Genomic DNA, 24,031 nt, shown 5'->3' with positions numbered 1-24,031 from the left:
TCCCTTAATCTTTGCGGAACATTGCGAGCATGCGATGCGTGACATAGAAGCCACCTACAACGTTAATCATGGCGACCAAGGTGCCAATAAAGGCCAGTGCCAAAATTAACCCTGAGCCACCAACGCCACCTAACTGCAGCAAGGTACCCAGAATCACAATGCCTGAGATAGCATTGGTTACCGCCATTAACGGTGTGTGTAGTGCATGCGAAACATTCCAAATTACCTGCCAACCAATAAAGATCGACAAAACGAATACCACGAAGTGCTGAACAAACTCAGGTGACGACACCTGACCAAGGCCTAACATGGCCGCAAACGCAATGGCCCAGAAACCGGCAATGGCTTTGCCAGACATTGGTTTTTTCTCTGGTTTGACTGGCGCTTCTGGAGCAGGCGCAGACTTTTTGGCACTGGCATCTTGTTGCGATTTGAGCGGTGGTGGTGGGAAGGTGATTTCACCATCTTTCACAACCGTGGCACCACGCAATACTTCATCGTCCATATTGATAAACGGCTCGCCGTCTTTTTCTGGTGTCAGGTCGGTTAGCAAATGAACGAGGTTTTGTGAATACAACTGCGATGCTTGCGCTGGTGCATGCGTTGCTAGGTTAGTTAAACCAACAATAGTCACGCCATGTTTGGTGACCACTTCACCTGGAACGGTGCATTCACAGTTACCACCTTGCTCAGCGGCAAGGTCAACAATCACTGAGCCTGGCTTTAGAGTTTTAACCACTTCTTCCAGAATCAATTTAGGCGCTGGGCGACCAGGGATTAGAGCCGTGGTAATAATGATATCGACTTCTTCGGCTTGCTGGCGGAATAGTTCCATCTCAGCCTTGATGAACTCATCAGACATCACCTTGGCGTAACCGCCTTCACCTGAGCCGTCTTCTTCAAATTCTAGCTCAAGGAACTCCGCACCCATCGACTCAACTTGCTCTTTTGCCGCTAAGCGGGTGTCGAAGGCACGAACAATGGCGCCTAAGCCTTTGGCTGTACCTATGGCCGCCAAACCAGCAACACCGGCACCAACAATCATAACCTTGGCAGGTGGCACTTTACCGGCAGCGGTAATTTGGCCAGTAAAGAAGCGACCAAAGTGGTTAGCAGCTTCAATCACTGCTCGGTAACCAGAAATGTTCGACATTGACGACAAAGCGTCCATCTTCTGGGCGCGCGATAAGCGTGGAATCGACTCCATGCCTAAGGTATTGATGCCACGCTCTGCGAGCTTTTTCAGCAGTGCTTCGTTTTGTGCTGGCCAGATATAAGAAATTAAAATGGCGCCCGACGGGATTAAGTCGATCTCAGCGTCTGTTGGCGTGGCAACTTTAAGAACGATGCCTGCTTTAGCCAGTAGCTCGGCAGTATCGGCAATGACTTCAGCGCCAGCTGAGGTGTAATCCTCATCAGCAAAATTGGCATGTTGCCCGGCGTTTGACTGCACGGCAACGGTGTAACCCAGTTTGATCAGTTTTTTAACTGAATCTGGTGTGGCAGCAACACGAGTTTCCCCGGCAACTGTTTCCCTTGGTATAACTACCTGAAAGGGCATTGAAAACCTCCTTCGCAAGTAACAAATCTCAATATTTGTTACCAATTATTGAGCTATGTCATTGACAGAGTGAAAGAAAATTACATCCAGACCGAAAATGAGAATCGTTAGCTCAAATAGAGTGCAATTTCATGAATTTAATCCGGATGATTATGAAATAAACTTACACGAAAGTCATCCGATTGGATTGATATAGGCCTTATAATTGCGCAATTGGTATTGTGAAAGCTGTTGTGAAAAAAACGAATAGAAGGTGGGTCTGTGAGTCAGTCGCGATGACAGGCGCGTAGGGAGTAGGTCGTGAGTCGTAGGTCTGTTAGTCACCCGCGATGACAGGCGCGTAGGGAGTAGGTCGTGGGTCGTAGGTCTGTTAGTCATCCGCGCAGCGGGTGCTAGCAGACAGAAAGTGGTACATCCATGTCCGAACCGCAGCCATGCTCCTGCGAGCTGCTCAGTACGGACATCCTTGTCCGCACCGCAGCCATGCTCCTGCGAGCTGCTCAGTACGGACATCCTTGTCCGCAAAAATGGCATTGCCATTATTTACGCACCTACGCACGCGTTAATCGCAATGACAAATCGATGGCTTGTAGATGCTTGGTAATAGCGCCCATAGATACGCGCACTGGCAGGGGTGGTGTTGGGGTGGCTTGCAGACCGGCTAGGTCTAAACCACCAGATAGCTCCAGTTGCCCATCTTTTAATGGCCGCTGGTAGGCGGCAAGTAAGTCGTCGTGACTAAAGTTATCCACCATAATGTAGTCTGCACCCGCCGCTAGTGCTTCGTCGAGTTGCACCAGGGTTTCCACCTCTACTTCCACCGGCAGCTCTGGCTTCAACTGGCGAGCTGCTTGAACCGCTGGGGTGATACCGCCACAAGCTTCAATGTGGTTTTCTTTAATTAAGAACATGTCGTACAAGCCAATGCGATGGTTGTGACCACCGCCAATGGTAACGGCATACTTTTGTGCCAAGCGCAGGCCTGGGATAGTTTTGCGTGTGTCGAGCAACCAATAGTTCGGGTGAATTTGGCTAACGATGTTGTGCGTAGCGGTGGCTGTCCCGGATAGCGTTTGCAAAAAATTAAGCGCTGCGCGCTCACCGGTTAAAATTATATGAGCCGGCCCAGTAAGCGTTAGAAATGCTTGATTGGCTACTAGTTTGTCGCCTTCATTGGCTAGCCACTCTACCTTTACTTGGCTGTCTAGTTGGCGAAAGATTTCCTCTACCCAGGCTTGTCCACAAAGAATTGCAGGCTCGCGAGTAATCACTGTTGCACTGGCGAGGACGTCATCATTAATCAGTTGAGCAGTGACATCGCCATGATGAATATCTTCTGCTAGGGCGTAACTAACAGTCGATTGAATATGCTGTCTAAGCTTTGAATCTTGGCGTATGCTCATGAGTTAAATGCTCCGCGGTCAGTTTTTAAGCGCCGGAGTATAGCGTGAAACTTAGGGAGAAAACGACCCATGCTTGCGATGATCATTGCGCTAGCGCTCTACCGGCTCACCGAGCGTGCCAATGTGCCATTGTGGCATCCGTTTGCCATGATTGTGCAAGCCACTCAAGTGTTTGGCCGGCTGCGCATTGTTGCGCAAGGGTTTATTGTGCTGGCCGTTGGCGCTCTGCAACTACTATTACTGCCATACTGGGCGAGCCAGGTTGTATCGGGTTTAATGCTCGCAGCGGCGTTTGGGGTGGCGGGTGACCTTAAACGATTAGTTGATGGCAGTAGTGCGCAACCCGGTGTGATGGTCGCGTCTGGCACTCTGCCTATGCTGGTGTCAGATCATTTAGTCTGGCGCCATGTGTTGCCCATTTTGATGTATAGCATTTTGGGTTGTATTGGGCTCTATTGGGTTATGTGGATGCAAACAACACGAGCGCCTGGTGCACGCAAGTTGCGCTGGGGTCTCTTGTGGCTCGTCGATTACCCAGTGCAGTGGTGTTTACGTCTTAAAGCCCCCTATTTACTGAAAGGGATCGCCACTAAGCTTGCGGGGTTATCGCGGGAAAACTGGGTGTACACCGTAATGAAAATGCGAACACGGCTGCTGGTGTTTTGTTGCACTTTGTTGCTTGCGCTCGATATTTACCAGTTGATGATCTAGACCTAAAAGCATAGCTATGGTTTAGGGAGTTAATATGGCCAGTGTTGCAGTGTTAGGCGGTATTGCAGGCCACTCGTTGCAAAATGAGCTGGCAAGCATTGATTGGCTTGCGTTTGATGATGCGGTTGATGACTTTGATGTGCTATTGGTTGCCGACTTCCCGGGCAACCCTAATGAGCGTGAAAACACGTGGAAGAAAATTGCAGATTTCCGTGCCACTCACCCGCACACGCCCGTTGTGCTTCACTGCAAAGAGTTGATCAATGATGCCGACCGCCATGAAGCCTTTATGTACGGTGCTGATGAGGTGTTACATGCGGCAATGCCAATCGCTGAGCAGGCCATTCGATTAAAGCGCTTGATCGACGACGAGGTAGCGGCCAAACAGCTTCGCTTACAAGCCCAAACGGCCAATCAGGTTGCCATGCAAGCCATGAGTAATAGCTCTGATTTAGGTGAGACGATCCAATTTTTTCTTGATAGCCAAGACTGCGAAAACCTAGACATCTTGGGCATGCGATTTTTCCAATCAGTAAAAAATTATGGGCTATCGTGCTCTTTGCAAATGCGCTCTGAGTTTATTACTAAGAATATGGAAGCGAATGGCTTGCACCGCCAGCTTGAATCTGAGCTGCTATGGGAGCTAAAAGATGATGGTAGATACGTCGACTTTGGCCGGCGAACGGTAATGAACTATCAAAAAGTATCTGTGCTGGTTCGCAACATGCCGGAGGAAAATGAAGCCGAGTATGGGCGCATAAAAGATATGATGTTTTCTTTACTGCAAGCGCTCAATGCCCGACTCGAAGCGCTAGACTTACAAGAGAAAACCTTTATGCAAACCAAACTGTTGCGCCAGTTGGTTTTTGTTTTCAGTCAGCGAGCTAATCAGCTCAATGAATCCGTCTATCGGCTGGTTTCAGATGGCGCTGGTCAGATGTCGTCTTTAGCCGATTCAATTGAGGTTGGTGTAGGTGCAATCGACATGTCGGAGGCGCAAGAGGCGTGGTTGCTGGGCGAAATACGGCAAAACGAAGCGCAAATGAACCAGCTGTTATCGGTCGCATTAAAGTCTAACGAAGCATTTCATCGCTACGTTGGTTTGATTAACAATGCGTTAGAAAAGGCGACAGACACCAATAAGCTGCAAAGCCTACTGCAGATGCTATTGGATAATGACGTTGAATAACAGACAATAGGCCTTATAAAACATCTAATATAAATTGCCTTCGTACGTTGGGGCGTTGATCGATTTTTTTTAAGGAGTAGCTATGTCTGAAGCACGTCATTGTCGTTTACTAATTTTGGGTTCAGGTCCTGCCGGTTATACCGCGGCAGTTTATGCAGCGCGCGCTAACCTTAACCCAGTGTTGGTAACGGGCATGCAAATGGGTGGTCAGCTTACCACGACTACTGATGTAGATAACTGGCCTGGTGACGTGGAAGGCTTGCAAGGTCCTGATCTAATGGAGCGTATGCGCCAGCACGCAGAGCGTTTTGACACCGAAGTTATCTTCGACCACGTAAACAAAGTAGATTTCAGTAAGCGCCCATTTACACTGGAAGCCGATAACGGTGTTTACACTGCCGATGCGGTGATTATTTCAACCGGTGCATCAGCTAAGTACCTTGGGTTAGAGTCGGAAGAAGCGTTCAAAGGCAAGGGTGTTTCAGCCTGTGCAACCTGTGATGGTTTCTTCTACCGTGGCAAAGAGGTCGTAGTGGTAGGCGGTGGCAACACAGCTGTTGAAGAAGCGCTATACCTCTCTAACATTGCTAGCAAAGTGACCGTTATCCACCGCCGTGATCAGTTCCGCTCGGAGAAAATCCTGTCAGACAAACTTCTTGCCAAAGCAAAAGACGGCAATGTGGTGATTGAATGGGACCACACGCTAGATGAAGTACTTGGCGATGATATGGGTGTGACAGGTGTACGCATTAAGCACGCTAAAACAGGCGAAACTAAAGAAGTGGCGGCCGAAGGGTGCTTTATTGCCATTGGTCACTCGCCAAACACGGGCATTTTTGAAGGCCAGCTAGATATGAAAGATGGCTACATCAAGGTGCAAAGTGGTACTGAAGGCAATGCTACCCAAACGAGTGTAGAGGGTGTCTTTGCCGCTGGTGACGTAATGGATCATATCTATCGCCAGGCTATTACATCAGCCGGTACGGGCTGTATGGCTGCGCTAGATGCCGAGCGTTATTTGGATGCGCTAGAAGACTAATGTTTGCTGCTTGTCAGTAAACTAAGAATGGCCGGGCAAATTTTTTGTCTGGCCTTTTTTTTTCCTGTTGCCCAACTAGGCTTATTAAGAACTCAATATAAATAGGCCTACAAATGAAATCTTTACTCGCGTTACTGCTTGTTGCAGTCGCCTCGCTTGCTTTTGCTAAAGACCCAGTTGTTGTTGGTTCTAAAATAGATACCGAAGGGTCGGTGCTTGGCCAAATCATTTTACAAACCTTGTCAGCAAACGATATTGAAGTGGTCGATCGCATTCAGTTGGGCGCAACAAATATTGTTCGCCAAGCAATTATTACTGGTGAGATTGATATTTACCCTGAGTACACCGGCAACGGCGCCTTCTTTTTTGACCAAGCGGATAGCCCTGTATGGAAAAATGCCGAGGCGGGTTATGAACGGGTTGCTGAGTTAGATCTAGCAGCAAATAATGTCGTTTGGTTGTCGCCAGCTCCCGCGAACAATACTTGGGCAATGAGCGTGCGAGCCGACCTAGCCAGTGCTAATAACTTGCAGACCATGGAAGATTTGGCGCGCTTTATCAATGACGGTGGCGATTTTAAATTTGCTGCAAGTGCTGAGTTTGTCGAGTCTCCGGCAGCGCTACCCGCGTTCCAAACGGAATATGGTTTTGAGCTAACATCCGACCAGCTATTAGTGCTCTCCGGTGGCAATACCGCAGCAACCATGCGCGCGGCGGCACTGGCCACCGACGGGGTAAATGGTGCAATGACCTATGGTACTGATGGCGGTATTGCTGCCCTGGGCTTGGTAGTGCTAGAGGATACTATGGGCGCGCAGCCGGTTTATTTGCCTGCTCCGGTTGTTCGAGCAGAAACGCTTGCAGCCTATCCTGAACTGCCGGATTTACTTGCCTCCGTATTTGCTGGGTTAACTAAAGAAGTTCTGCAAGACCTTAACAGCCAGGTGCAAGTAGAGGGGCGGCCTGCTAGTGAGGTAGCAGCGCAGTATTTAAGCTCGCGCCCGTAATATGCCGGTTGCAATACGGCGCACGGCACTGGTCCTGTTGGCTGCTGCTGTGTTGTTTTTGTCACTACTAAGTTGGCAGCCAAACCGCATTTTGCCTGGTGTGGGGCAGTATGCTTACCAATTACTGCCAGCTTATCTTTTGGCAGCATTGGCAGTTATTTGGTTGCTTAGTTGGCGCTGGCAGACGGCATTTATTGCTTTGTTGTTTGCCTTCCCTTTATTGGTGTACGTGGCATCGCTGCAAGCGCCAGACAATAATCGAATAGGCATTGGTGGTGCGGTTTGGCTCTTGTTTGCGCTGTCTATGATATTCGCACTGCAATTGCCGCGGGCAAAGCTTTTGGTTGCTCTGCTTCTGTTTGCTTGGGTTGGCTTATTGTGGGGGCAGCCGATGCTCTCGCTGCATTTGGAGTTTGTGCAGCAGCAAGGGGCGTTTTGGCAGGAGTTGTTAATGCATTTGCAGTTGGTCGTATTGAGTCTTGCGATCACCATCGTTATTTCGGCCTTGCTGGTCTTGTTTACGCTAAATAGATGGCTAAATGAGCGGCTGGTGTTTGCCATTTTAAGCTTCCTGCAAACCATTCCTAGTATTGCCCTGTTCGGCTTATTAATGGTTCCGTTAAGCCTGCTATCAAAAGCAGCGCCGTGGCTTGGCGTGAGTGGTATTGGTGCTACACCAGCGGTGATTGCGCTGGTGGCTTATAGCCTGCTGCCAATGGTGCGCAATGCTTTGGTGGGGTTGCGAAGTGTCGAGTTGGCAGTTTTGAATGCTGCCCAGGGAATGGGTATGACACCTGGGCAAATTTTCTGGCAAGTACGCATGCCGCTTGCAATGCCGGTGATAATAGAAGGCGTTCGAATTACGACGGTGCAGGCCATTGGGTTAGTTGTTGTGGCAGCACTAGTGGGTGCCGGCGGAATGGGTCGGTTTGTCTTCCAAGGGCTAGGGCAGTCGGCCATGGAACTGGTGCTAATTGGTGCCCTACCAACGGTTGTTATGGCTATTTTAGCGGATGTGTTTTTCTCCTGGTTGGCCAAAAAGGTACGCAATGATAGAGCTCTCTAATGTTAGCAAATACTTTGGTGGGGCATGTGCGCTGGATAATATTTCACTTAAGGTCCCCTCAGGTCAGCTGTGTGTATTGTTAGGCAGCAGTGGCTGTGGCAAGTCGACACTACTTCGTTTAATCAATCGCATGCTAGCGTTTGACCAGGGTGAAGTGCGGGTCAATGATAAAAATATCGCCCAATACGACCCCATACAGCTGCGCCGAAGCATAGGCTACGCCATTCAAGATACTGGTCTATTTCCGCACTGGAATGTGCGTCGAAATATTGCTTTGGTACCAAGTTTATTAGGTTGGTCACCAGAGCGAACCGAGCAGCGGGTATCAACCCTGTTAGATATGTTCGGTATTGCCGAGCATGAAGCAAAAATGCCACATCAGCTATCCGGTGGTCAGGCGCAACGAGTGGGGGTGGCGCGGGCGTTGGCAGGCGACCCTGATGTGTTATTAATGGACGAACCGTTTGCTGCGCTCGACCCGATCACACGCGTAAGTTTGCAAGATGAGCTACTCAGCATTCAGCAGGAAATCGGTAAAACCATCGTATTTGTGACACACGATATCGACGAGGCACTCAAACTTGCCGATCAGCTGGTGATCATGGCCAACGGCTGTATTGCTCAAAGTGGGTCGCCATTGGCGTTGCTAAAACATCCCGATAGTTCGTTCGTTGCCGAGTTTTTGGGTGGTCATGAAAGAGGCTTGCGAATGGCAAAGTTTACCTCGGTGCGCGACCTTTGCAGTCAGGCGAGCCCTAAGCGTGAGCCGTTTATCACCGTACCCCCAGATATGTCGGTGCAAGAGTTGCTATCGCTTATGCTACTTAATGGTTGTGCCAGTGCTCAGGTAGTGGGTGACAGGCCATATGGTTTTATTGCGATTGAGGATCTGCAGCATGTGGCAAAGTGCTAGCCGGTTATTAGTGTATGCGGTCTTGCTTGCTGCGGCGCTAATTTGGCAGCCGCTTTTTGAGCCAGTACTCAGCTGGTTGTCACCTGATGTTCGCCAGGTGCTTTATACGCGAGATAGTTTGGCCTGGCTGCTGTGGCAGCACGTTTTATTAGTTGGGCTAGCAGCTGGGGCTGCATGCATGGTGGCCATTGTGATAGCGATTGTGGTGACGCGTAAGCGCTTGTGGTTGCCGGTGGCATCGCAGGTGGCAAGTATTGGTCAAACATTTCCACCTGTTGCGGTATTGGTGTTGGCTGTGCCAAGTGTTGGGTTTGGCAGCGAGCCGACGTTAATTGCCTTGTTTCTTTATGGTTTGCTGCCGGTAATGGCCAATGCTATCGCTGGATTAGATGGTGTTGAGCCGTCAATTAAAGAATCGGCCAAAGCGATGGGAATGTCGTCGAGGCAGGTATTGCTAAGCGTAGAGTTGCCATTGGCGCTTCCGGTGATTCTAGCTGGCGCTCGAACCACCTTTACGTTTGCGGTGGCGACAGCAGCGATCGGCTCGACCATAGGTGCACGAACACTTGGCGATCCTGTGATTGCAGGATTAATTAACAATAACCTGGCGTTCGTGGTGCAAGGGGCAGTTGTTATAGGATTGCTTGCGTTATTAGTGGATGAGTGGTTTGAGTGGTTGTTGTGTTGGATGCAAAAAAAAGGGCTGCCAAGCAGCCCTTAGTTCTTACGGTACCTTATTGCGCTATTAAAGGCCGTCGTACGGTCGTTTAGTTGGGCCAGTGTAAAGCTGGCGAGGGCGCGAGATGCGAGAGTTTTGGTCTAGCATTTCTTTCCAGTGTGCAATCCAGCCTGGTGTGCGGCCCACAGCAAAAATCACAGTAAACATAGAAACAGGGATACCCATGGCGCGCAGGATGATGCCTGAGTAGAAGTCTACATTCGGGTATAGCTTCTTCTCGATGAAGTATTCATCTTCAAGTGCTACTTTTTCAAGCTTCTGAGCAATCTTCAATAGTGGATCGTCGTGCATGCCTAGTTGTGCAAGGACTTCGTCACAGGTCTTCTTCATTACCTTGGCACGCGGGTCGTAGTTTTTGTACACGCGGTGACCAAAGCCCATTAAACGGAATGGGTCGTTTTTGTCTTTAGCGCGTGAAATAAACTCTTCAATGCGAGATTCGTCACCAATCTCTTCAAGCATTGACAGTACCGCTTCATTGGCACCGCCGTGAGCAGGGCCCCACAGTGCTGCAATGCCGGCCGCGATACAAGCAAATGGATTGGCACCGGTTGAACCAGCTAGACGAACAGTAGAGGTAGACGCATTTTGCTCGTGGTCGGCATGCAAAGTAAAGATGCGATCCATAGCTTTGGCGAATACTGGGTTAACTTCGTATGGCTCACATGGTGTTGAGAACATCATGTGTAAGAAGTTGCCGGCGTAGTCCAGGTCGTTGCGAGGATAAACAATTGGCTGACCAATTGAGTACTTGTAAACCATTGCTGCAAGCGTTGGCATTTTTGAAATTAGACGATGTGCTGCAACTTCGCGATGGCGCTCGTTAGTGACATCTAAGCTGTCATGATAGAACGATGCAAATGCCCCAGATAACCCCACCATAACAGCCATTGGGTGCGCGTCGCGGCGGAAGCCATCTAAGAACGACTTCATTTGCTCATGCACCATGGTGTGGTGCATGATCATGTTGTCAAATTCTTTTTTCTTCTCTGCTGATGGCAGATTGCCGTACAACAGTAGGTAACACACATCTAAGTAACTTGCGTTTTCCGCTAACTCATCAATTGGGTAGCCTCGGTGTAGTAGTACCCCTTCTTTACCATCGATGTAGGTAATCTTAGAGTCGCAGGCTGCGGTAGAAACAAAGCCCGGGTCGTATGTGAACAGCCCTTCTTTTACCAAGCCGCGAACGTCAACAACGTTCGGACCAATTGTGCCTTCCAGTACTGGAAGTTCGATTTCACGCCCGTCAATGATCAACTTTGCTGTTTTGCCAGCCATTGAGGCCTCCTGTTTATTATTAAAATCGCGAAAGTGCCCATCCAATTCGCGCTTCTTATTTGGAAGTCGAGATGTTTAATCGACGTAAGACTATGGATGCTACGCAAGGTTGTCAATTTAAGATGCCAGTCAAATGATAGCATGTCACGTAAAAATCCCTACTAATCGCCATTCCGCTGTCCTATCGCATTGACATAATTTCACAATGGCGTTCTAGCTTCGTTGTATTTAACCAGCTGGCTGCATATAATCCATTTCATTCGAATGTACGGATAACTAAGCATAGCTACCGTACGCGGAGCTACAATAAAAACTAATCAACAAGCAGAGTGGACAACCGTGAATAACAACAGACCCGTGAACTTGGATTTGACAACCATCTGGTTGCCAATCACAGGTGTTGTGTCGTTCGCGCACCGAGTGTCGGGCATCGTACTGTTTATCGGTGCGGCCTTCTTGGTGTGGGCATTAGATGCATCACTGTCATCTGCCGCTGGTTTTGCGCAAGTAAAACAGTTGCTGGCAGAAAACTTTATTGCACAATTCATTGTGTGGGGAACGCTATGTGCGCTTGCCTATCACTTTGTGGCTGGTATCAAACACTTGATTATGGATGCAGGCATAGGCGAAACCAAAGAGGGTGGTAAAGCCGGTGCTTACTTTACATTGATCGTTTCAGCGGTTCTGTTTGTGCTAGCGGGAGTTTGGGTATGGTAAAGAGCGTTACTAACTTAAGCCGCAGCGGTCTGTCTGATTGGTTGTGGCAACGTGTATCGGCAGTCATTATTGCTGCGTACGCGGTATTTATTGTGGGTGTTTTGCTTGCCAATCCAGACATGGATTACGCTAGCTGGCAAGCACTTTTCCAAACAACTTGGGTGCAGATTTTTAGCTTCCTAGCCGTTTTGGCCATTGTAGGGCATGCATGGATTGGGCTGTGGACGGTGGCGACCGATTATATGAAGCCACTCGCGGTTCGATTCATCTTTTTGGCCATTTTAGGCGTAACGCTGTTTACGTATTTGATCGTCGCTGGGCGAGCAATCTGGGGAGCATAACATGTCACAAGTTCGTAAGATGTCTTTCGACGCCGTTATTGTTGGTGGCGGTGGTTCGGGTTTGCGTGCTGCGTTGCAGTTGGCGGAGTCGGGCCTAAAAACAGCAGTTGTTTCTAAAGTATTTCCTACTCGTTCGCACACCGTATCAGCGCAAGGTGGTATTACCTGTGCGATTGCATCGGATGATCCGAACGACGATTGGCGCTGGCACATGTACGACACCGTTAAGGGGTCTGATTATATTGGCGACCAAGACGCAATTGAATATATGTGTTCAGTTGGCCCGCAAGCCGTATTTGAGCTTGAGCACATGGGCTTGCCGTTCTCTCGTACGGAAAATGGCCGTATTTATCAACGTCCTTTTGGCGGTCAGTCGAAAGACTTTGGTAAAGGTGGTCAGGCGGCGCGTACTTGTGCTGCAGCTGACCGTACTGGGCACGCACTTTTGCACACGCTATACCAAGCAAACGTGAAAGCAGGTACCGAGTTTTTGAACGAGTGGTACGCGCTTGATTTAGTTAAAAACTCTGACGGCGCTGTACGTGGTTGCGTGGCAATCTGTATTGAAACTGGCGAAACCGTTTACATTGATGCCAAAGCAACGGTGCTGGCTACCGGCGGTGCTGGTCGTATCTATGCCTCAACAACAAATGCCTTGATCAACACGGGCGACGGCATTGGCATGGCGATGCGTGCTGGTTTCCCAGTACAAGACATGGAAATGTGGCAGTTCCACCCAACTGGTATCTATGGTGCGGGTACGCTGGTAACCGAGGGTTGCCGTGGTGAAGGTGGCTACCTGATCAATAAAGACGGCGAGCGCTTCATGGAGCGTTATGCGCCAAATGCTAAAGACTTGGCTGGCCGTGACGTAGTCGCACGTTCTATGATTCTAGAAATTCTAGAAGGCCGTGGCGGCGGCAAAGATGGCGATCACGTTTTCTTGAAACTAGATCACCTAGGCGAAGAAACATTGAATGCTAAGTTACCGGGTATTCTTGAGTTATCTCGTACATTCGCACACGTGGATCCGGTAAAAGAGCCAATTCCTGTTGTACCAACATGCCACTACATGATGGGCGGTATTCCAACGAATGTTGGCGGCCAGGCCATAACCCAAGACGAATCTGGTAACGATAAGATCGTAGACGGTTTGTACGCATGTGGTGAAGCAGCCTGTGTATCGGTACACGGCGCTAACCGCCTAGGCGGTAACTCACTGCTTGACCTAGTGGTATTTGGTCGTGCAGCGGGTCTGCAAATTGAGCAGTCGCTACGTGAAGGCTACTCGGTGTCGGAAGCAACAAATGAAGATATTCAGCGAGCGTTGGCCCGCGTTGAGCGTTTGAATAACTCTACAAGTGGTGAAAGTGTACCGGCTGTTAAAAAAGACTTGCAGGATGTTATGCAGCTTCACTTTGGTGTTTTCCGTGAAGGTGAGTCGATGAAAGAGGGCTTGACTAAGCTCGCTGAGATTCGCAAACGCGTAGAAAACTTGTACCTAGAAGACAAATCGAACGCGTTTAATACGGCTCGTATCGAAGCGCTTGAGCTAGAAAACTTGCTTGAAGTAGCGGAAGCGACTGCTGTGGCAGCGTACGAGCGCACTGAGAGCCGCGGCGCGCACGCGCGTGAAGATTTCCAAGAGCGTGATGATGAAAACTGGCTATGCCACACCATGTATCATCCAACGGATCGTCGTGTAACCAAGCGCGCGGTGAACTTCTCGCCGAAGACTGTCGACACGTTCGAACCAAAAGTTCGTACTTACTAAGGGGGTAACACCATGACTGCATTAACTGTCAGCATTTATCGCTACAACCCTGAGACGGACAAAAAGCCGTACATGCAAGACATTGAAGTTGATGTGCCAGAGGGTAAAGACCTGATGGTGCTAGACGTGCTGCATTTGGCGAAAGAGAAGGACCCGGCACTAACGTATCGTCGTTCTTGTCGCGAGGGTGTATGTGGCTCGGATGGCATGAATATTTCGGGTAAAAACGGCCTAGCGTGCATTACCCCATTGTCGGAAGCGAAAAAAGGCAATAAATTAGTACTTCGTCCACTGCCGGGCTTGCCGGTCGTGCGAGACTTGGTTGTAGATATGTCACTGTTCTACAAACAATACGAAAAAATTAAGCCTTATTTGCAGAATGATACGCCTGCTCCGGCTATTGAGCGTCTACAATCACCAGAAGATCGAGCTAAGCTTGATGGTCTGTATGAATGTATTCTTTGCGCATGTTGTTCAACAAGCTGCCCATCTTTCTGGTGGAACCCAGATAAGTTCGTTGGCCCAGCTGGTTTGCTGCAAGCCTGGCGCTTCTTGGCAGATAGTCGTGATACGGCAACGGCCGAGCGTTTGGCAGATCTTGATGACCCGTTTAGCGTGTTCCGCTGTCGAGGTATCATGAACTGTGTTAACGTGTGTCCTAAAGGATTGAACCCGACGAGGGCTATCGGGCATATTCGATCCATGCTGCTAACGCAGTCTGCATAACATAAGGGCAAAGCTACTTCGCCGGGTGATCCCCGGCGTTGTGCTATCACTTAGATAATAATAATTGAGGCTATACACTAGCCTGAAGGGTGTTAATCGCTATGCACGAAAGCCTGATGGAGCAACTCTGGCGCACCTCTCACATGGCCGGCGTCAACGCTGGTTATTTAGAGGAGCTATTTGAAGCTTATCTCTCAGACCCCAACTCCATTCCAGAGGAGTGGCGCAAAGAATTCGACAAGTTACCTGGTGTTAGTGAACTGGTAACCACAGATATCTCTCACGCCGCCGTTAAGAAAGAGTTTCTTGAAATTGGCAAAGCAAAGCGCACAGGCGCCACGCTAGGCGGTGCTGGTACTGAACACGAGCGTAAGCAGGTGCGTGTACAGCAGCTGGTAACGGCGTACCGTATGCGCGGTCACCAAAAAGCCAAGCTAGACCCACTAAATATCTGGCAGCGCCAAACGCCGCCCGATCTGTCGCTGGCTTACCATGAGCTTTCTAGCGCTGATCTCGATACGACCTTTTCAACAGCACTATACATTGGCAAAGAAAACGCAACACTGCGCGAGATCATTGATTCGTGTGAATCGACCTATTGCCGTTCGATTGGTGCCGAGATTACCCATATTACCGATACCTCAGAGCGCCGCTGGATAGAGCAGCGTTTAGAGTCGATGCGCGGTAAACCAGAATTTTCACAGCAAAACAAAAAGCATATTCTAGAGCGTTTGGTGGCAGCTGAAGGCCTAGAAAAGTACCTGCACTCGCGCTACTCAGGCGCTAAGCGCTTTGGCTTGGAAGGTGGTGAAGCACTGATTCCAATGCTAGACGAGTTGATTCAGCGCTCTGGTACTTATGGTGTGCAAGAAATTGTTTTAGGCATGGCGCACCGTGGTCGTTTGAACGTGTTGGTTAATACCATGGGCAAGAGCCCGCGTGACCTGTTCGACGAGTTCGAAGGTAAGTCGTTCTACGAACTTGGTTCGGGCGATGTGAAGTACCACCAAGGCTTCTCAACGAACGTTATGACAGCCGGCGGTGAAGTACACGTAGCAATGGCATTTAACCCATCGCACTTGGAAATTGTTTCACCAGTAGTTGAAGGCTCTGTGCGCGCTCGCCAAGATCGCCGTCAAGATGAAACTCGCGATGTGGTAGTACCAGTGGTGATGCACGGTGACGCAGCTTTCGCTGGTCAGGGTGTGGTGATGGAAACCTTCCAGATGTCACAAACCCGTGCTTATGCAACCGGTGGTACGGTGCATATTGTTATCAATAACCAAGTTGGTTTTACTACTTCGAAGCGAGAAGATGCGCGCTCTACTGAGTACTGCACCGATATCGCTAAAATGGTTCAGGCGCCAATCCTGCACGTTAACGGCGATGATCCAGAAGCCGTGGTGTTTGCCACACAGATTGCTATTGACTACCGTATGCGCTTTAAGCGCGATATCGTTATCGATTTAATTTGTTACCGCCGCAATGGCCACAACGAAGCGGATGAGCCAAGCGGCACGCAGCCGCTAATGTACAGCGCGATTAAGAAACAAAAATCAACGGTTACCCTTTATGCTGATCAGCTTAAAGGCGAAGCGGTGATTGATGACTCGACGTTGCGCACCATGGTAGATGAATACCGCGAAGCGCTTGATAACGGCCGCCACGTGGCCAAGGCTTTGGTTACCGAGCCAAACACATCCATGTTCGTGAACTGGGCACCGTACTTAAACCAGCCGCAGCAAGATGAGTTTGAAACGGGCGTTGGGCTTGCCAAGCTGAAAGAGCTAGCAGCCAAGATAGACAATGTGCCAGAAGGTTTTGCGCTACAGCGCCAAGTGAACAAGATTGTTCAAGATCGCCAGAAAATGGCTGCTGGTGCTTTACCAATTAACTGGGGCTATGCTGAAACGTTGGCTTATGCCACTATTTTGGCGGCTGGTAACGACGTTCGCATTACCGGTCAAGACGTTGGCCGTGGTACGTTCTCTCACCGCCACGCCGTGCTGCATAACCAAAAAGATGGCAGTTGCTGGGTGCCGTTGCAAAACATGGCAGATGATCAGCCGCGTTTCACCATTTTCGACTCCTTCCTTTCGGAAGAAGCGGTATTAGCATTTGAATATGGTTATGCCACCACAACGCCATCTTCATTGGTCATTTGGGAAGCGCAGTTTGGTGACTTTGCCAACGGTGCGCAGGTCGTCATTGACCAATTTATTACCTCTGGTGAAGAAAAATGGGGCCGCTTGTGTGGCTTAACCATGTTGTTGCCGCATGGCTATGAAGGCCAAGGTCCAGAGCACAGCTCTGCGCGTCTTGAACGCTTCTTGCAATTGTGTGCCGAACACAATATTCAAGTATGTGTACCAACCACGCCGGCGCAGGTTTACCACATGCTGGTTCGCCAATCGATCCGCAAACTTCGCAAGCCATTGGTAGTAATGTCTCCGAAGAGCTTGTTGCGTCATAAAGATGCTGTGTCGTCTTTAGATGAGATTGCTGTTGGTCAGTTCCAAACGGTACTGCCAGAAGTGAATCAGTCGATCGACCCTAATAAGGTTGAACGCGTTGTACTGTGCTCGGGCAAGGTATATTACGACCTAGCTGAGCGTCGCGCCAAAGACGGCCTTGATAACGTGGCAATTGTTCGTATCGAGCAGTTGTATCCGTTCCCTGAAGGCAAGTTGTTTGAGGCATTGGAGCAGTACAAAAACGTCAAAGACGTGGTTTGGTGTCAAGAAGAGCCTATGAACCAGGGGGCGTGGTACCCAAGTCAACACCATATGCGCCATGTTATTGCTCAACTGAATCCGCAGCTGCACCTTCGCTATGCGGGTCGTAAACCTGCTGCATCGCCAGCTGCCGGTTACATGAAACTGCACCTTGAGCAGTTAGAGCAATTCTTAGTAGACGCACTTTATCAGCAAGAACAATAATTCGGCGTTGGTGCCAGAGATAAGGAACAAATTATTATGACCATCGAGATTAAAGCTCCTCAGTTCCCAGAATCCGTTGCTGACGGTACCGTGGCAACCTGGCATAAGCAGCCAGGCGAGCCGGTTAGCCGTGATGAACTAATCGTAGATATCGAAACCGACAAAGTGGTTTTAGAAGTTGTTGCACCAGCCGACGGTACGATTAAAGAAATTATCAAGAACGAAGACGACACCGTGTTGTCGGAAGAAGTGATGGCGATTTTTGAGGCTGGCGAAGTGTCTGCTGCTAGTGCACCAGCTGAAGAGGCGCCAGCAAGCGAAGCGCCAGCGGCTAGCAAAGCCGACTCTGATGCAACCGTTAGCCCAGCTGCTCGCCGAATTCTTGACGAAAAAGGCTTAACCGCTGCAGAGGTAGTGGGTACTGGCAAAAATGGCATGATCACCAAAGAAGATGCCATGAAAGCTGAAAAACCGGCTTCTAAGCCGGCACCTGCAAGCACTGCGAGCGCGCCAGCGGTTGAAGCGGTAGGTGATCGTGTTGAGAAGCGTGTGCCAATGACACGCTTGCGTAAAATGGTTGCCGGCCGCTTAGTAGAAGCGCAACAAACGGCTGCCATGCTAACCACTTTCAACGAAGTGGATATGAAACCAGTCATGGACCTTCGCAAGCAGTATAAAGACCTGTTTGAGAAGAAACATGACGGTTCAAAACTTGGCTTTATGTCGTTCTTCGTTAAAGCCGCTACCGAAGCCCTGAAGCGCTTCCCAGTAGTAAATGCCTCGATTGATGGCGACGATATCGTGTATCATGGCTACCAAGATATCGGTATTGCTGTATCGAGTGAGCGCGGTTTGGTGGTACCTGTGTTGCGTAACGCGGAAAATATGGGTATGGCAGAAATTGAATCAACCATCCGTGACTTTGGTCAGCGTGCACAAAAAGGTGCACTAGGCCTAGATGAAATGCAGGGTGGCACCTTTACCATTACTAACGGTGGTGTTTTTGGCTCATTGATTTCAACGCCAATTTTGAACCCGCCACAGTCGGCTATTTTGGGTATGCACGCAATTAAAGAGCGCCCAGTAGCGGTAAATGGCCAAGTAGAAATTCGCCCAATGATGTATTTGGCGCTTTCTTATGACCACCGCCTGCTAGATGGTAAAGAAGCAGTGCAGTTCTTGGTAGCCATCAAAGAAATGCTAGAAGACCCTGCACGAATCCTTCTAGAAGTGTAATTTTTTCGCCGCTTACAATAGAGTAGGCGGCGCAATCCAACCAATAACGGGAATAGGTAAATGGCAGATCAGTTTGATGTCGTGGTAATCGGCTCAGGTCCAGCCGGTTATGTCGCAGCAATTAAAGCTGCACAACTGGGCATGAAGACAGCCTGTGTTGAGAAGTGGAAAGATGACGCGGGCAAACAGCGCCTAGGTGGTACATGTTTGAACGTTGGCTGTATCCCTTCAAAGGCATTGCTTGAGTCTTCAGAGAAATACGCCGAAGCGCATCATTCATTTAAAGATCACGGTATTAGCGCATCTGATGTGAAAATTGACGTGTCGGCAATGATGGCACGTAAAGACAAGATCGTTGATAACCTCACCTCAGGCATCACTGGTCTTTTTAAAGGCAATGGTGTGACGTCTTACTTTGGTAAAGGCCGTATCTCGGGCACGAACAAAGTTGAAGCAGTCGCTGAAGATGGTTCTGTGACCGAGCTAGAAGCAAAGCACATCATTATCGCTACAGGTTCAGTGCCAATCGAAATTCCACCAACGCCGCTGCACGAAGACATCATTGTTGACTCTTCAGGTGCACTAGCATTCGACTCAGTGCCTGGCCGTGTAGGTGTTATTGGCGCCGGTGTTATCGGCCTTGAGCTAGGTTCAGTTTGGGCACGTTTAGGCTCAGAAGTAGTTGTGCTTGAAGCACAAGATAAGTTCTTGGCCTCAGCAGACCAGCGCCTAGCGAAAGAAGCGCAAAAAACCTTCACAAAGCAAGGTCTAGACATTCGCTTAGGTGCTCGCGTTACTGGCTCTGACATCAAAGGCAAGCAAGTTGACGTGCACTTTGAAGAAGGTGGTGAGAAGAAAACAGAAACGTTCGACAAGTTGATCGTTGCTGTTGGTCGCCGTCCGTTCACGCAAGACTTGTTCGCTAAAGACGTTGGCATTGAAATGGACGAGCGTGGTTTCATCTTCGTTGATGACCAGTGCCGTACTACTGTGCCAAATATTTGGGCGGTTGGTGACGTAGTCCGTGGTCCAATGCTTGCGCATAAGGGCTCGGAAGAGGGCATCATGGTTGCTGAGTTGATTGCCGGCAAAAAAGCGCAAATGAACTACGACACTGTGCCAAACGTTATCTACACTCACCCTGAGCTGGCTTGGGTTGGTAAAACAGAAGAGGAACTGAAAGCTGAAGGCGCCAAGTATAAAGTTGGTCAGTTCCCGTTCGCAGCAGTAGGCCGTGCAATGGCGGCAAACGACACTACGGGCTTAGTGAAGATTATTGCTGACGAAGAAACCGACCGTATTTTGGGTATGCACGTATTTGGTTTGCATGCGTCTGAAATGGTTGCTCAAGGTGTTATTGCAATGGAGTTCGGCTCAACAGCTGAAGATCTAGCACTAACCTGTTTTGCGCACCCAACGCTTTCAGAGGCCGTGCACGAAGCAGCCCTTGCGGTAGAAAATCACGCGATTCACATTGTAAATCGCAAGAAAAAATAAGAATAAGGGGGCAGCGCCCCCTTTTCTAATCGAGCGCAACCTTGATTGGCAGTTTTGCCAATCGAACTTATAACAATAACGGAAAGTGGACAGGAAATCATGAACCTGCACGAATACCAAGGTAAGCAATTATTCCGGGAATATGGTATCCCGGTATCAGATGGTTTCGCTGTGGAAACTGCCGACGAGGCAGTGGAAGCACAAAAGAAACTGGGCGGCGGCAAAGTAGTTGTAAAAGCACAGGTTCACGCTGGTGGCCGCGGTAAAGCCGGTGGCGTAAAGCTAGTGGAAGCAGAAGCCGACATTCGCCAGTTCGTAGACTCTATGATGGGTACACGTCTGGTCACCTTCCAAACTGATGCCGATGGCCAGCCAGTTAGCAAGATTCTAGTAGAAACTTGCTCAGACATCGAAACAGAGTTGTATCTAGGTGCAGTGGTCGACCGCTCAACACGTCGTGTTGTATTTATGGCGTCTACTGAAGGCGGCGTAGAAATTGAAAAAGTTGCCGAAGAAACACCTGAGAAAATCCTTAAGGCAGTTGTTGATCCGCTAGTAGGTGCACAGCCATACCAAGGCCGTGACCTGGCGTTCAAGCTAGGCCTTAAAGGTGACCAAATTAAGCAATTCACCAAGATCTTCTTAGGCTTGGCGAAATTGTTCGTCGAAAAAGACCTTGCGTTGTTAGAGATCAACCCGTTGATTATTACAACCGAAGGCAACCTGCACGCGCTTGATGCCAAAATTAACATCGATGGCAACGCGCTATACCGCCACCCAGACCTACGTGCAATGGCTGACCCAACACAGGAAGACGAGCGTGAAGCGCACGCGGCTTCTTGGGAGCTTAACTACGTTGCACTAGATGGCAACATTGGTTGCATGGTGAACGGCGCTGGTTTGGCAATGGGCACAATGGACATTGTTAAGCTTAACGGTGGTGAGCCAGCTAACTTCCTAGACGTTGGTGGCGGTGCAACCAAAGAGCGTGTAACAGAAGCGTTCAAGATCATTCTTTCTGACGATAATGTAAAAGCTGTTCTAGTAAACATCTTCGGCGGTATTGTGCGTTGCGACCTAATCGCAGACGGCATTATCGGTGCAGTAGAAGAAGTTGGCGTGAAAGTACCTGTAGTGGTTCGCCTAGAGGGTAACAACGCCGAGTTGGGCGCTAAGCGCCTAGCAGACAGTGGTTTGAACATTATCGCAGCAACCTCGCTAACGGATGCTGCCCAACAAGTTGTTGCAGCAGCGGAGGGCAAATAATGAGCGTTTTAATTAATAAAGACACCAAAGTTATTTGCCAAGGTTTTACCGGTGCACAGGGTACATTCCACTCTGAGCAAGCCATTGCTTATGGCACTAAAATGGTTGGTGGTGTGACGCCAGGCAAAGGTGGCCAAGAGCACCTAGGTTTACCTGTATTCAACACCGTTGCTGAAGCGGTAGCAGAAACAGGTGCAGAAGCGTCGGTAATTTACGTACCAGCGCCATTCTGTAAAGACTCTATCTTGGAAGCAGCTAACGGCGGCATCAAGCTAATCGTATGTATTACTGAAGGCATTCCAACAATGGACATGCTGGAAGCAAAAGTAAAATGCGACGAGCTAGGTGTGCGTTTGATTGGCCCTAACTGCCCAGGCGTCATCACGCCAGGTGAATGTAAGATCGGCATTATGCCAGGCCACATTCACAAGCCAGGTAAAGTAGGTATTGTTTCTCGCTCTGGTACGCTAACGTACGAAGCAGTAAAACAAACCACCGACTTTGGCTTTGGTCAGTCTACTTGTGTTGGTATTGGCGGCGACCCAATTCCAGGCTCAAACTTCATCGACATTCTAGAAATGTTTGAGAAAGACGAGCAAACAGAAGCAATCGTTATGATTGGTGAAATTGGTGGTACAGCAGAAGAAGAAGCGGCTGCTTACATCAAAGAAAACGTCACCAAACCAGTTGTGTCTTACATTGCCGGTGTAACAGCACCTCCAGGCAAGCGTATGGGCCACGCTGGTGCGATCATTTCTGGTGGTAAAGGCACAGCCGACGAAAAATTTGCTGCTCTAGAAGCAGCCGGCGTAAAAACCGTTCGCTCGCTAGCCGACATTGGTAACGCACTGAAAGAAAAGACTGGCTGGTAATCTGTCACTCCCGCGCAGGCGGGAGTCTAGTTACTGCATATACGTCACTCCCGCGTAGGCGGGAGTCCAGCTAAAGCATTTGCAAACAGCAAATTAGACACCCGATAAAAACACTCGGGTGTGACGAGTGAGTTTGTTTCCCAAACCTTCGGTTTGAAAAACCTACGAAACAAGGTCCCCGTAGGTTGTACGGCGGGTTTGCGCTGGGCCACACTGGCCGGGCAACAAGTACTATTGACGTAACCCATTGTGAATAAAGGTTTTTAAGCGTAACACCAATAAGCAATGGCCCTAAAGCCGCCTAAGCTGATAAGTAAGTAGCTACATGGGAGTGGTTGCTATGAGCTTTTCAGTGAAATATTGTTTACTGTTAACCCTGCTAGTGATGCCGGCCAGCGCGCTTGCTGATTGGCGTTTAAGTCTTGGCGGCAGCTATCGCCCAACTCATTTCGAAAATATCGCTGTTGTGAACTCTGGCTGGGCGCTCCCAATGCTTGACCGCAGGTTGTCAATCGTGGCCCACATTGATCAGCGCTTGTCACTTACCGAATGGGAAGACAGCGCAATGCAGTGGACATCACAAAGTTTTGCTGGTTTAGGGTTGGAAGCCGCAGCCAAACTTGGTGTGTATGCAAGCGCCACAATGGGCGCCGACCTCGCGCTCTTAACCGTTATAGAGCCTACGCAAGAAGCCTATGCCGACATAGCTGCCTTGCCAGCGATGAAGTACCAAGTGGGCTACCGGCAACAATTCGGCAAATGGTTTGGTCAGCTTTCGGTACATGGCCAAACCCGATTTCAGGCTACGCAACTCGACGTTGCTCCCTACCTTAGTCGTCAAACCACTGGCAATATAGAATGGTACGAAAAAACTCTACCGGCCACGACGGAAATGATACAGTTCGTCGCATTTTCTATAGGCTATCAATTCTAAGCCGTACAATTCGTAACACAAAAACCATCCATAGCGGTAGGTTTGTGAATGTCTTCACGGAAGTTCGAACGTCATAAAAACATAATAATCGACGTAAAAGACAAGCCTAACAATTTTCTAATGTTAAAAGCTTGAAACTTCAATCGCTTTGCTTTTCAATGGCAAGGAAAGGATGAAGACGACACCCCAACTAGCTGGGTAAAGTCATACAAGGGAGCAACTAAGCGCATGTTCGCACGCTACATATTTTCGTGGTCTCTACCCCTATTTATCGCAGCTTCCGCCACAGCAATTGAGTGGGAAGAAGCCTATTACCAAGTTAATGCGGGTGCAGCCGTTGCTGTGCCATTTCACGACGCCGATATGCCACTTGGCTATGGTGCACGCTTACAAGCCGACTACGTACTGCCATTACTTGTTGAACAACATTGGCAAGCTGTGTTCTCCGGTGGGTTTCAATGGACAGTATTTCGCCCTGAAAAAGCCGAAAATCAAGTCGGTGCAACCTCTTACCTAGGTGATGTTACCGCCATTCTTCGCCGCGACATGGTATTCGATAACGGCCGCAAATTTTGGTACGGCCTAGGACTTGGTGTGCAAGGCGCAATGGAAGCAGGTATTTACCGTTGGATTGATCAAAGCGGTGAGTTTGCCGTGCAAACCCTCGAAAACCAAACCTTGTTTGCTACCACAGTCAATCTAAACACCAGTCTTGAAATTACCGATTCAATGCAAATTAATTTCGACGCGGTGAAATCTGTTTACCCAAAAGGGTATGACTACATTGCCACAACGTTTGGCTTACGGTTTTAAGGAGGCG

General features: G+C 49.3%; 21 protein-coding genes. 18 read left to right on the top strand and 3 right to left on the bottom strand.

The window, feature by feature from the left end; all coding sequences use genetic code 11:
• Positions 1-4: 4 nt before the first annotated feature.
• Both DUW71_RS00195 and nadC read right to left on the bottom strand, forming a co-directional pair.
• Positions 5-1,561 (bottom strand): Re/Si-specific NAD(P)(+) transhydrogenase subunit alpha, encoded by a 1,557-nt coding sequence (locus tag DUW71_RS00195; RefSeq protein ID WP_119393215.1) that lies wholly within the window; start codon positions 1,559-1,561, stop codon positions 5-7.
• A gap of 551 nt (positions 1,562-2,112) precedes the next feature.
• Positions 2,113-2,964, bottom strand: a complete 852-nt coding sequence (nadC, locus tag DUW71_RS00190) for a carboxylating nicotinate-nucleotide diphosphorylase (protein WP_325048575.1) — start codon at positions 2,962-2,964, stop codon at positions 2,113-2,115.
• A 69-nt stretch (positions 2,965-3,033) separates the two neighbouring features.
• Between nadC and DUW71_RS00185 the strand changes: the two genes are divergently transcribed.
• From DUW71_RS00185 to DUW71_RS00155, 7 genes are all read left to right on the top strand, one after another.
• Positions 3,034-3,675 carry a hypothetical protein gene (locus DUW71_RS00185; RefSeq protein WP_119393214.1) on the top strand — a complete coding sequence of 214 codons (642 nt, stop codon included), beginning with the start codon at positions 3,034-3,036 and terminating at the stop codon, positions 3,673-3,675.
• Positions 3,676-3,709: 34 nt separating this feature from the next.
• Positions 3,710-4,864 carry a hypothetical protein gene (locus tag DUW71_RS00180; protein WP_119393213.1) on the top strand — a complete coding sequence of 385 codons (1,155 nt, stop codon included), beginning with the start codon at positions 3,710-3,712 and terminating at the stop codon, positions 4,862-4,864.
• A gap of 82 nt (positions 4,865-4,946) precedes the next feature.
• A complete protein-coding gene (gene trxB / locus DUW71_RS00175) occupies positions 4,947-5,903 on the top strand; it encodes a thioredoxin-disulfide reductase (protein WP_119393212.1) in 957 nt (318 codons plus the stop codon).
• A 113-nt stretch (positions 5,904-6,016) separates the two neighbouring features.
• Positions 6,017-6,910, top strand: a complete 894-nt coding sequence (osmF, locus tag DUW71_RS00170; protein ID WP_119393211.1) for a glycine betaine ABC transporter substrate-binding protein OsmF — start codon at positions 6,017-6,019, stop codon at positions 6,908-6,910.
• Position 6,911: 1 nt separating this feature from the next.
• Entirely contained in the window at positions 6,912-7,976 is a 1,065-nt protein-coding gene (locus DUW71_RS00165) for an ABC transporter permease (protein WP_119393210.1), read from the top strand.
• Positions 7,960-8,889, top strand: coding sequence for an ABC transporter ATP-binding protein (locus DUW71_RS00160; RefSeq protein ID WP_119393209.1), 930 nt, complete (start codon positions 7,960-7,962; stop codon positions 8,887-8,889). Before DUW71_RS00165 ends, DUW71_RS00160 begins: the two co-directional genes overlap by 17 nt.
• A complete protein-coding gene (locus DUW71_RS00155; RefSeq protein ID WP_119393208.1) occupies positions 8,873-9,610 on the top strand; it encodes an ABC transporter permease in 738 nt (245 codons plus the stop codon). The genes DUW71_RS00160 and DUW71_RS00155 overlap by 17 nt, the downstream gene beginning before the upstream one ends.
• 24 nt (positions 9,611-9,634) lie before the next feature.
• Here the strand turns inward: DUW71_RS00155 and gltA are convergent, their stop codons facing one another.
• Positions 9,635-10,909, bottom strand: a complete 1,275-nt coding sequence (gene gltA / locus DUW71_RS00150; protein WP_119393207.1) for a citrate synthase — start codon at positions 10,907-10,909, stop codon at positions 9,635-9,637.
• Positions 10,910-11,248: 339 nt separating this feature from the next.
• On the opposite strand from gltA, the gene sdhC reads away from it, so the two are divergent.
• From sdhC to DUW71_RS00095, 11 genes are all read left to right on the top strand, one after another.
• Positions 11,249-11,626, top strand: a complete 378-nt coding sequence (sdhC, locus tag DUW71_RS00145; RefSeq protein WP_119393206.1) for a succinate dehydrogenase, cytochrome b556 subunit — start codon at positions 11,249-11,251, stop codon at positions 11,624-11,626.
• Positions 11,620-11,967, top strand: coding sequence for a succinate dehydrogenase, hydrophobic membrane anchor protein (sdhD, locus tag DUW71_RS00140; RefSeq protein ID WP_119393205.1), 348 nt, complete (start codon positions 11,620-11,622; stop codon positions 11,965-11,967). The genes sdhC and sdhD overlap by 7 nt, the downstream gene beginning before the upstream one ends.
• A 1-nt stretch (position 11,968) precedes the next feature.
• On the top strand, positions 11,969-13,741 hold the full coding sequence (sdhA, locus tag DUW71_RS00135; RefSeq protein ID WP_119393204.1) for a succinate dehydrogenase flavoprotein subunit: 1,773 nt from the start codon (positions 11,969-11,971) through the stop codon (positions 13,739-13,741).
• A gap of 12 nt (positions 13,742-13,753) precedes the next feature.
• Positions 13,754-14,467 carry a succinate dehydrogenase iron-sulfur subunit gene (locus DUW71_RS00130; protein WP_119393203.1) on the top strand — a complete coding sequence of 238 codons (714 nt, stop codon included), beginning with the start codon at positions 13,754-13,756 and terminating at the stop codon, positions 14,465-14,467.
• Between the two features lie 101 nt (positions 14,468-14,568).
• Complete coding sequence (locus DUW71_RS00125) at positions 14,569-17,406, top strand: 2-oxoglutarate dehydrogenase E1 component (RefSeq protein ID WP_119393202.1); 2,838 nt, start codon at positions 14,569-14,571, stop codon at positions 17,404-17,406.
• 36 nt (positions 17,407-17,442) lie between these two features.
• The gene (gene odhB / locus DUW71_RS00120; RefSeq protein ID WP_119393201.1) at positions 17,443-18,642 is read left to right on the top strand and encodes a 2-oxoglutarate dehydrogenase complex dihydrolipoyllysine-residue succinyltransferase; all 1,200 of its coding nucleotides are present in this window, start codon (positions 17,443-17,445) and stop codon (positions 18,640-18,642) included.
• 60 nt (positions 18,643-18,702) lie between these two features.
• Entirely contained in the window at positions 18,703-20,139 is a 1,437-nt protein-coding gene (lpdA, locus tag DUW71_RS00115; RefSeq protein WP_119393200.1) for a dihydrolipoyl dehydrogenase, read from the top strand.
• A 99-nt stretch (positions 20,140-20,238) separates the two neighbouring features.
• Complete coding sequence (gene sucC, locus DUW71_RS00110; protein ID WP_119393199.1) at positions 20,239-21,405, top strand: ADP-forming succinate--CoA ligase subunit beta; 1,167 nt, start codon at positions 20,239-20,241, stop codon at positions 21,403-21,405.
• Positions 21,405-22,277, top strand: a complete 873-nt coding sequence (gene sucD, locus DUW71_RS00105) for a succinate--CoA ligase subunit alpha (protein ID WP_119393198.1) — start codon at positions 21,405-21,407, stop codon at positions 22,275-22,277. The genes sucC and sucD overlap by 1 nt, the downstream gene beginning before the upstream one ends.
• Positions 22,278-22,617: 340 nt before the next feature.
• Positions 22,618-23,211 carry a hypothetical protein gene (locus tag DUW71_RS00100; protein ID WP_119393197.1) on the top strand — a complete coding sequence of 198 codons (594 nt, stop codon included), beginning with the start codon at positions 22,618-22,620 and terminating at the stop codon, positions 23,209-23,211.
• Between the two features lie 228 nt (positions 23,212-23,439).
• Positions 23,440-24,024 (top strand): hypothetical protein, encoded by a 585-nt coding sequence (locus DUW71_RS00095; RefSeq protein WP_119393196.1) that lies wholly within the window; start codon positions 23,440-23,442, stop codon positions 24,022-24,024.
• Positions 24,025-24,031 lie beyond the last annotated feature (7 nt).

Source organism: Salinibius halmophilus, from assembly GCF_003577475.1.
GTDB classification, from domain to species: Bacteria; Pseudomonadota; Gammaproteobacteria; order Pseudomonadales; family Natronospirillaceae; genus Salinibius; species Salinibius halmophilus.
This window is presented reverse-complemented; position numbering and strand designations above follow the sequence as displayed.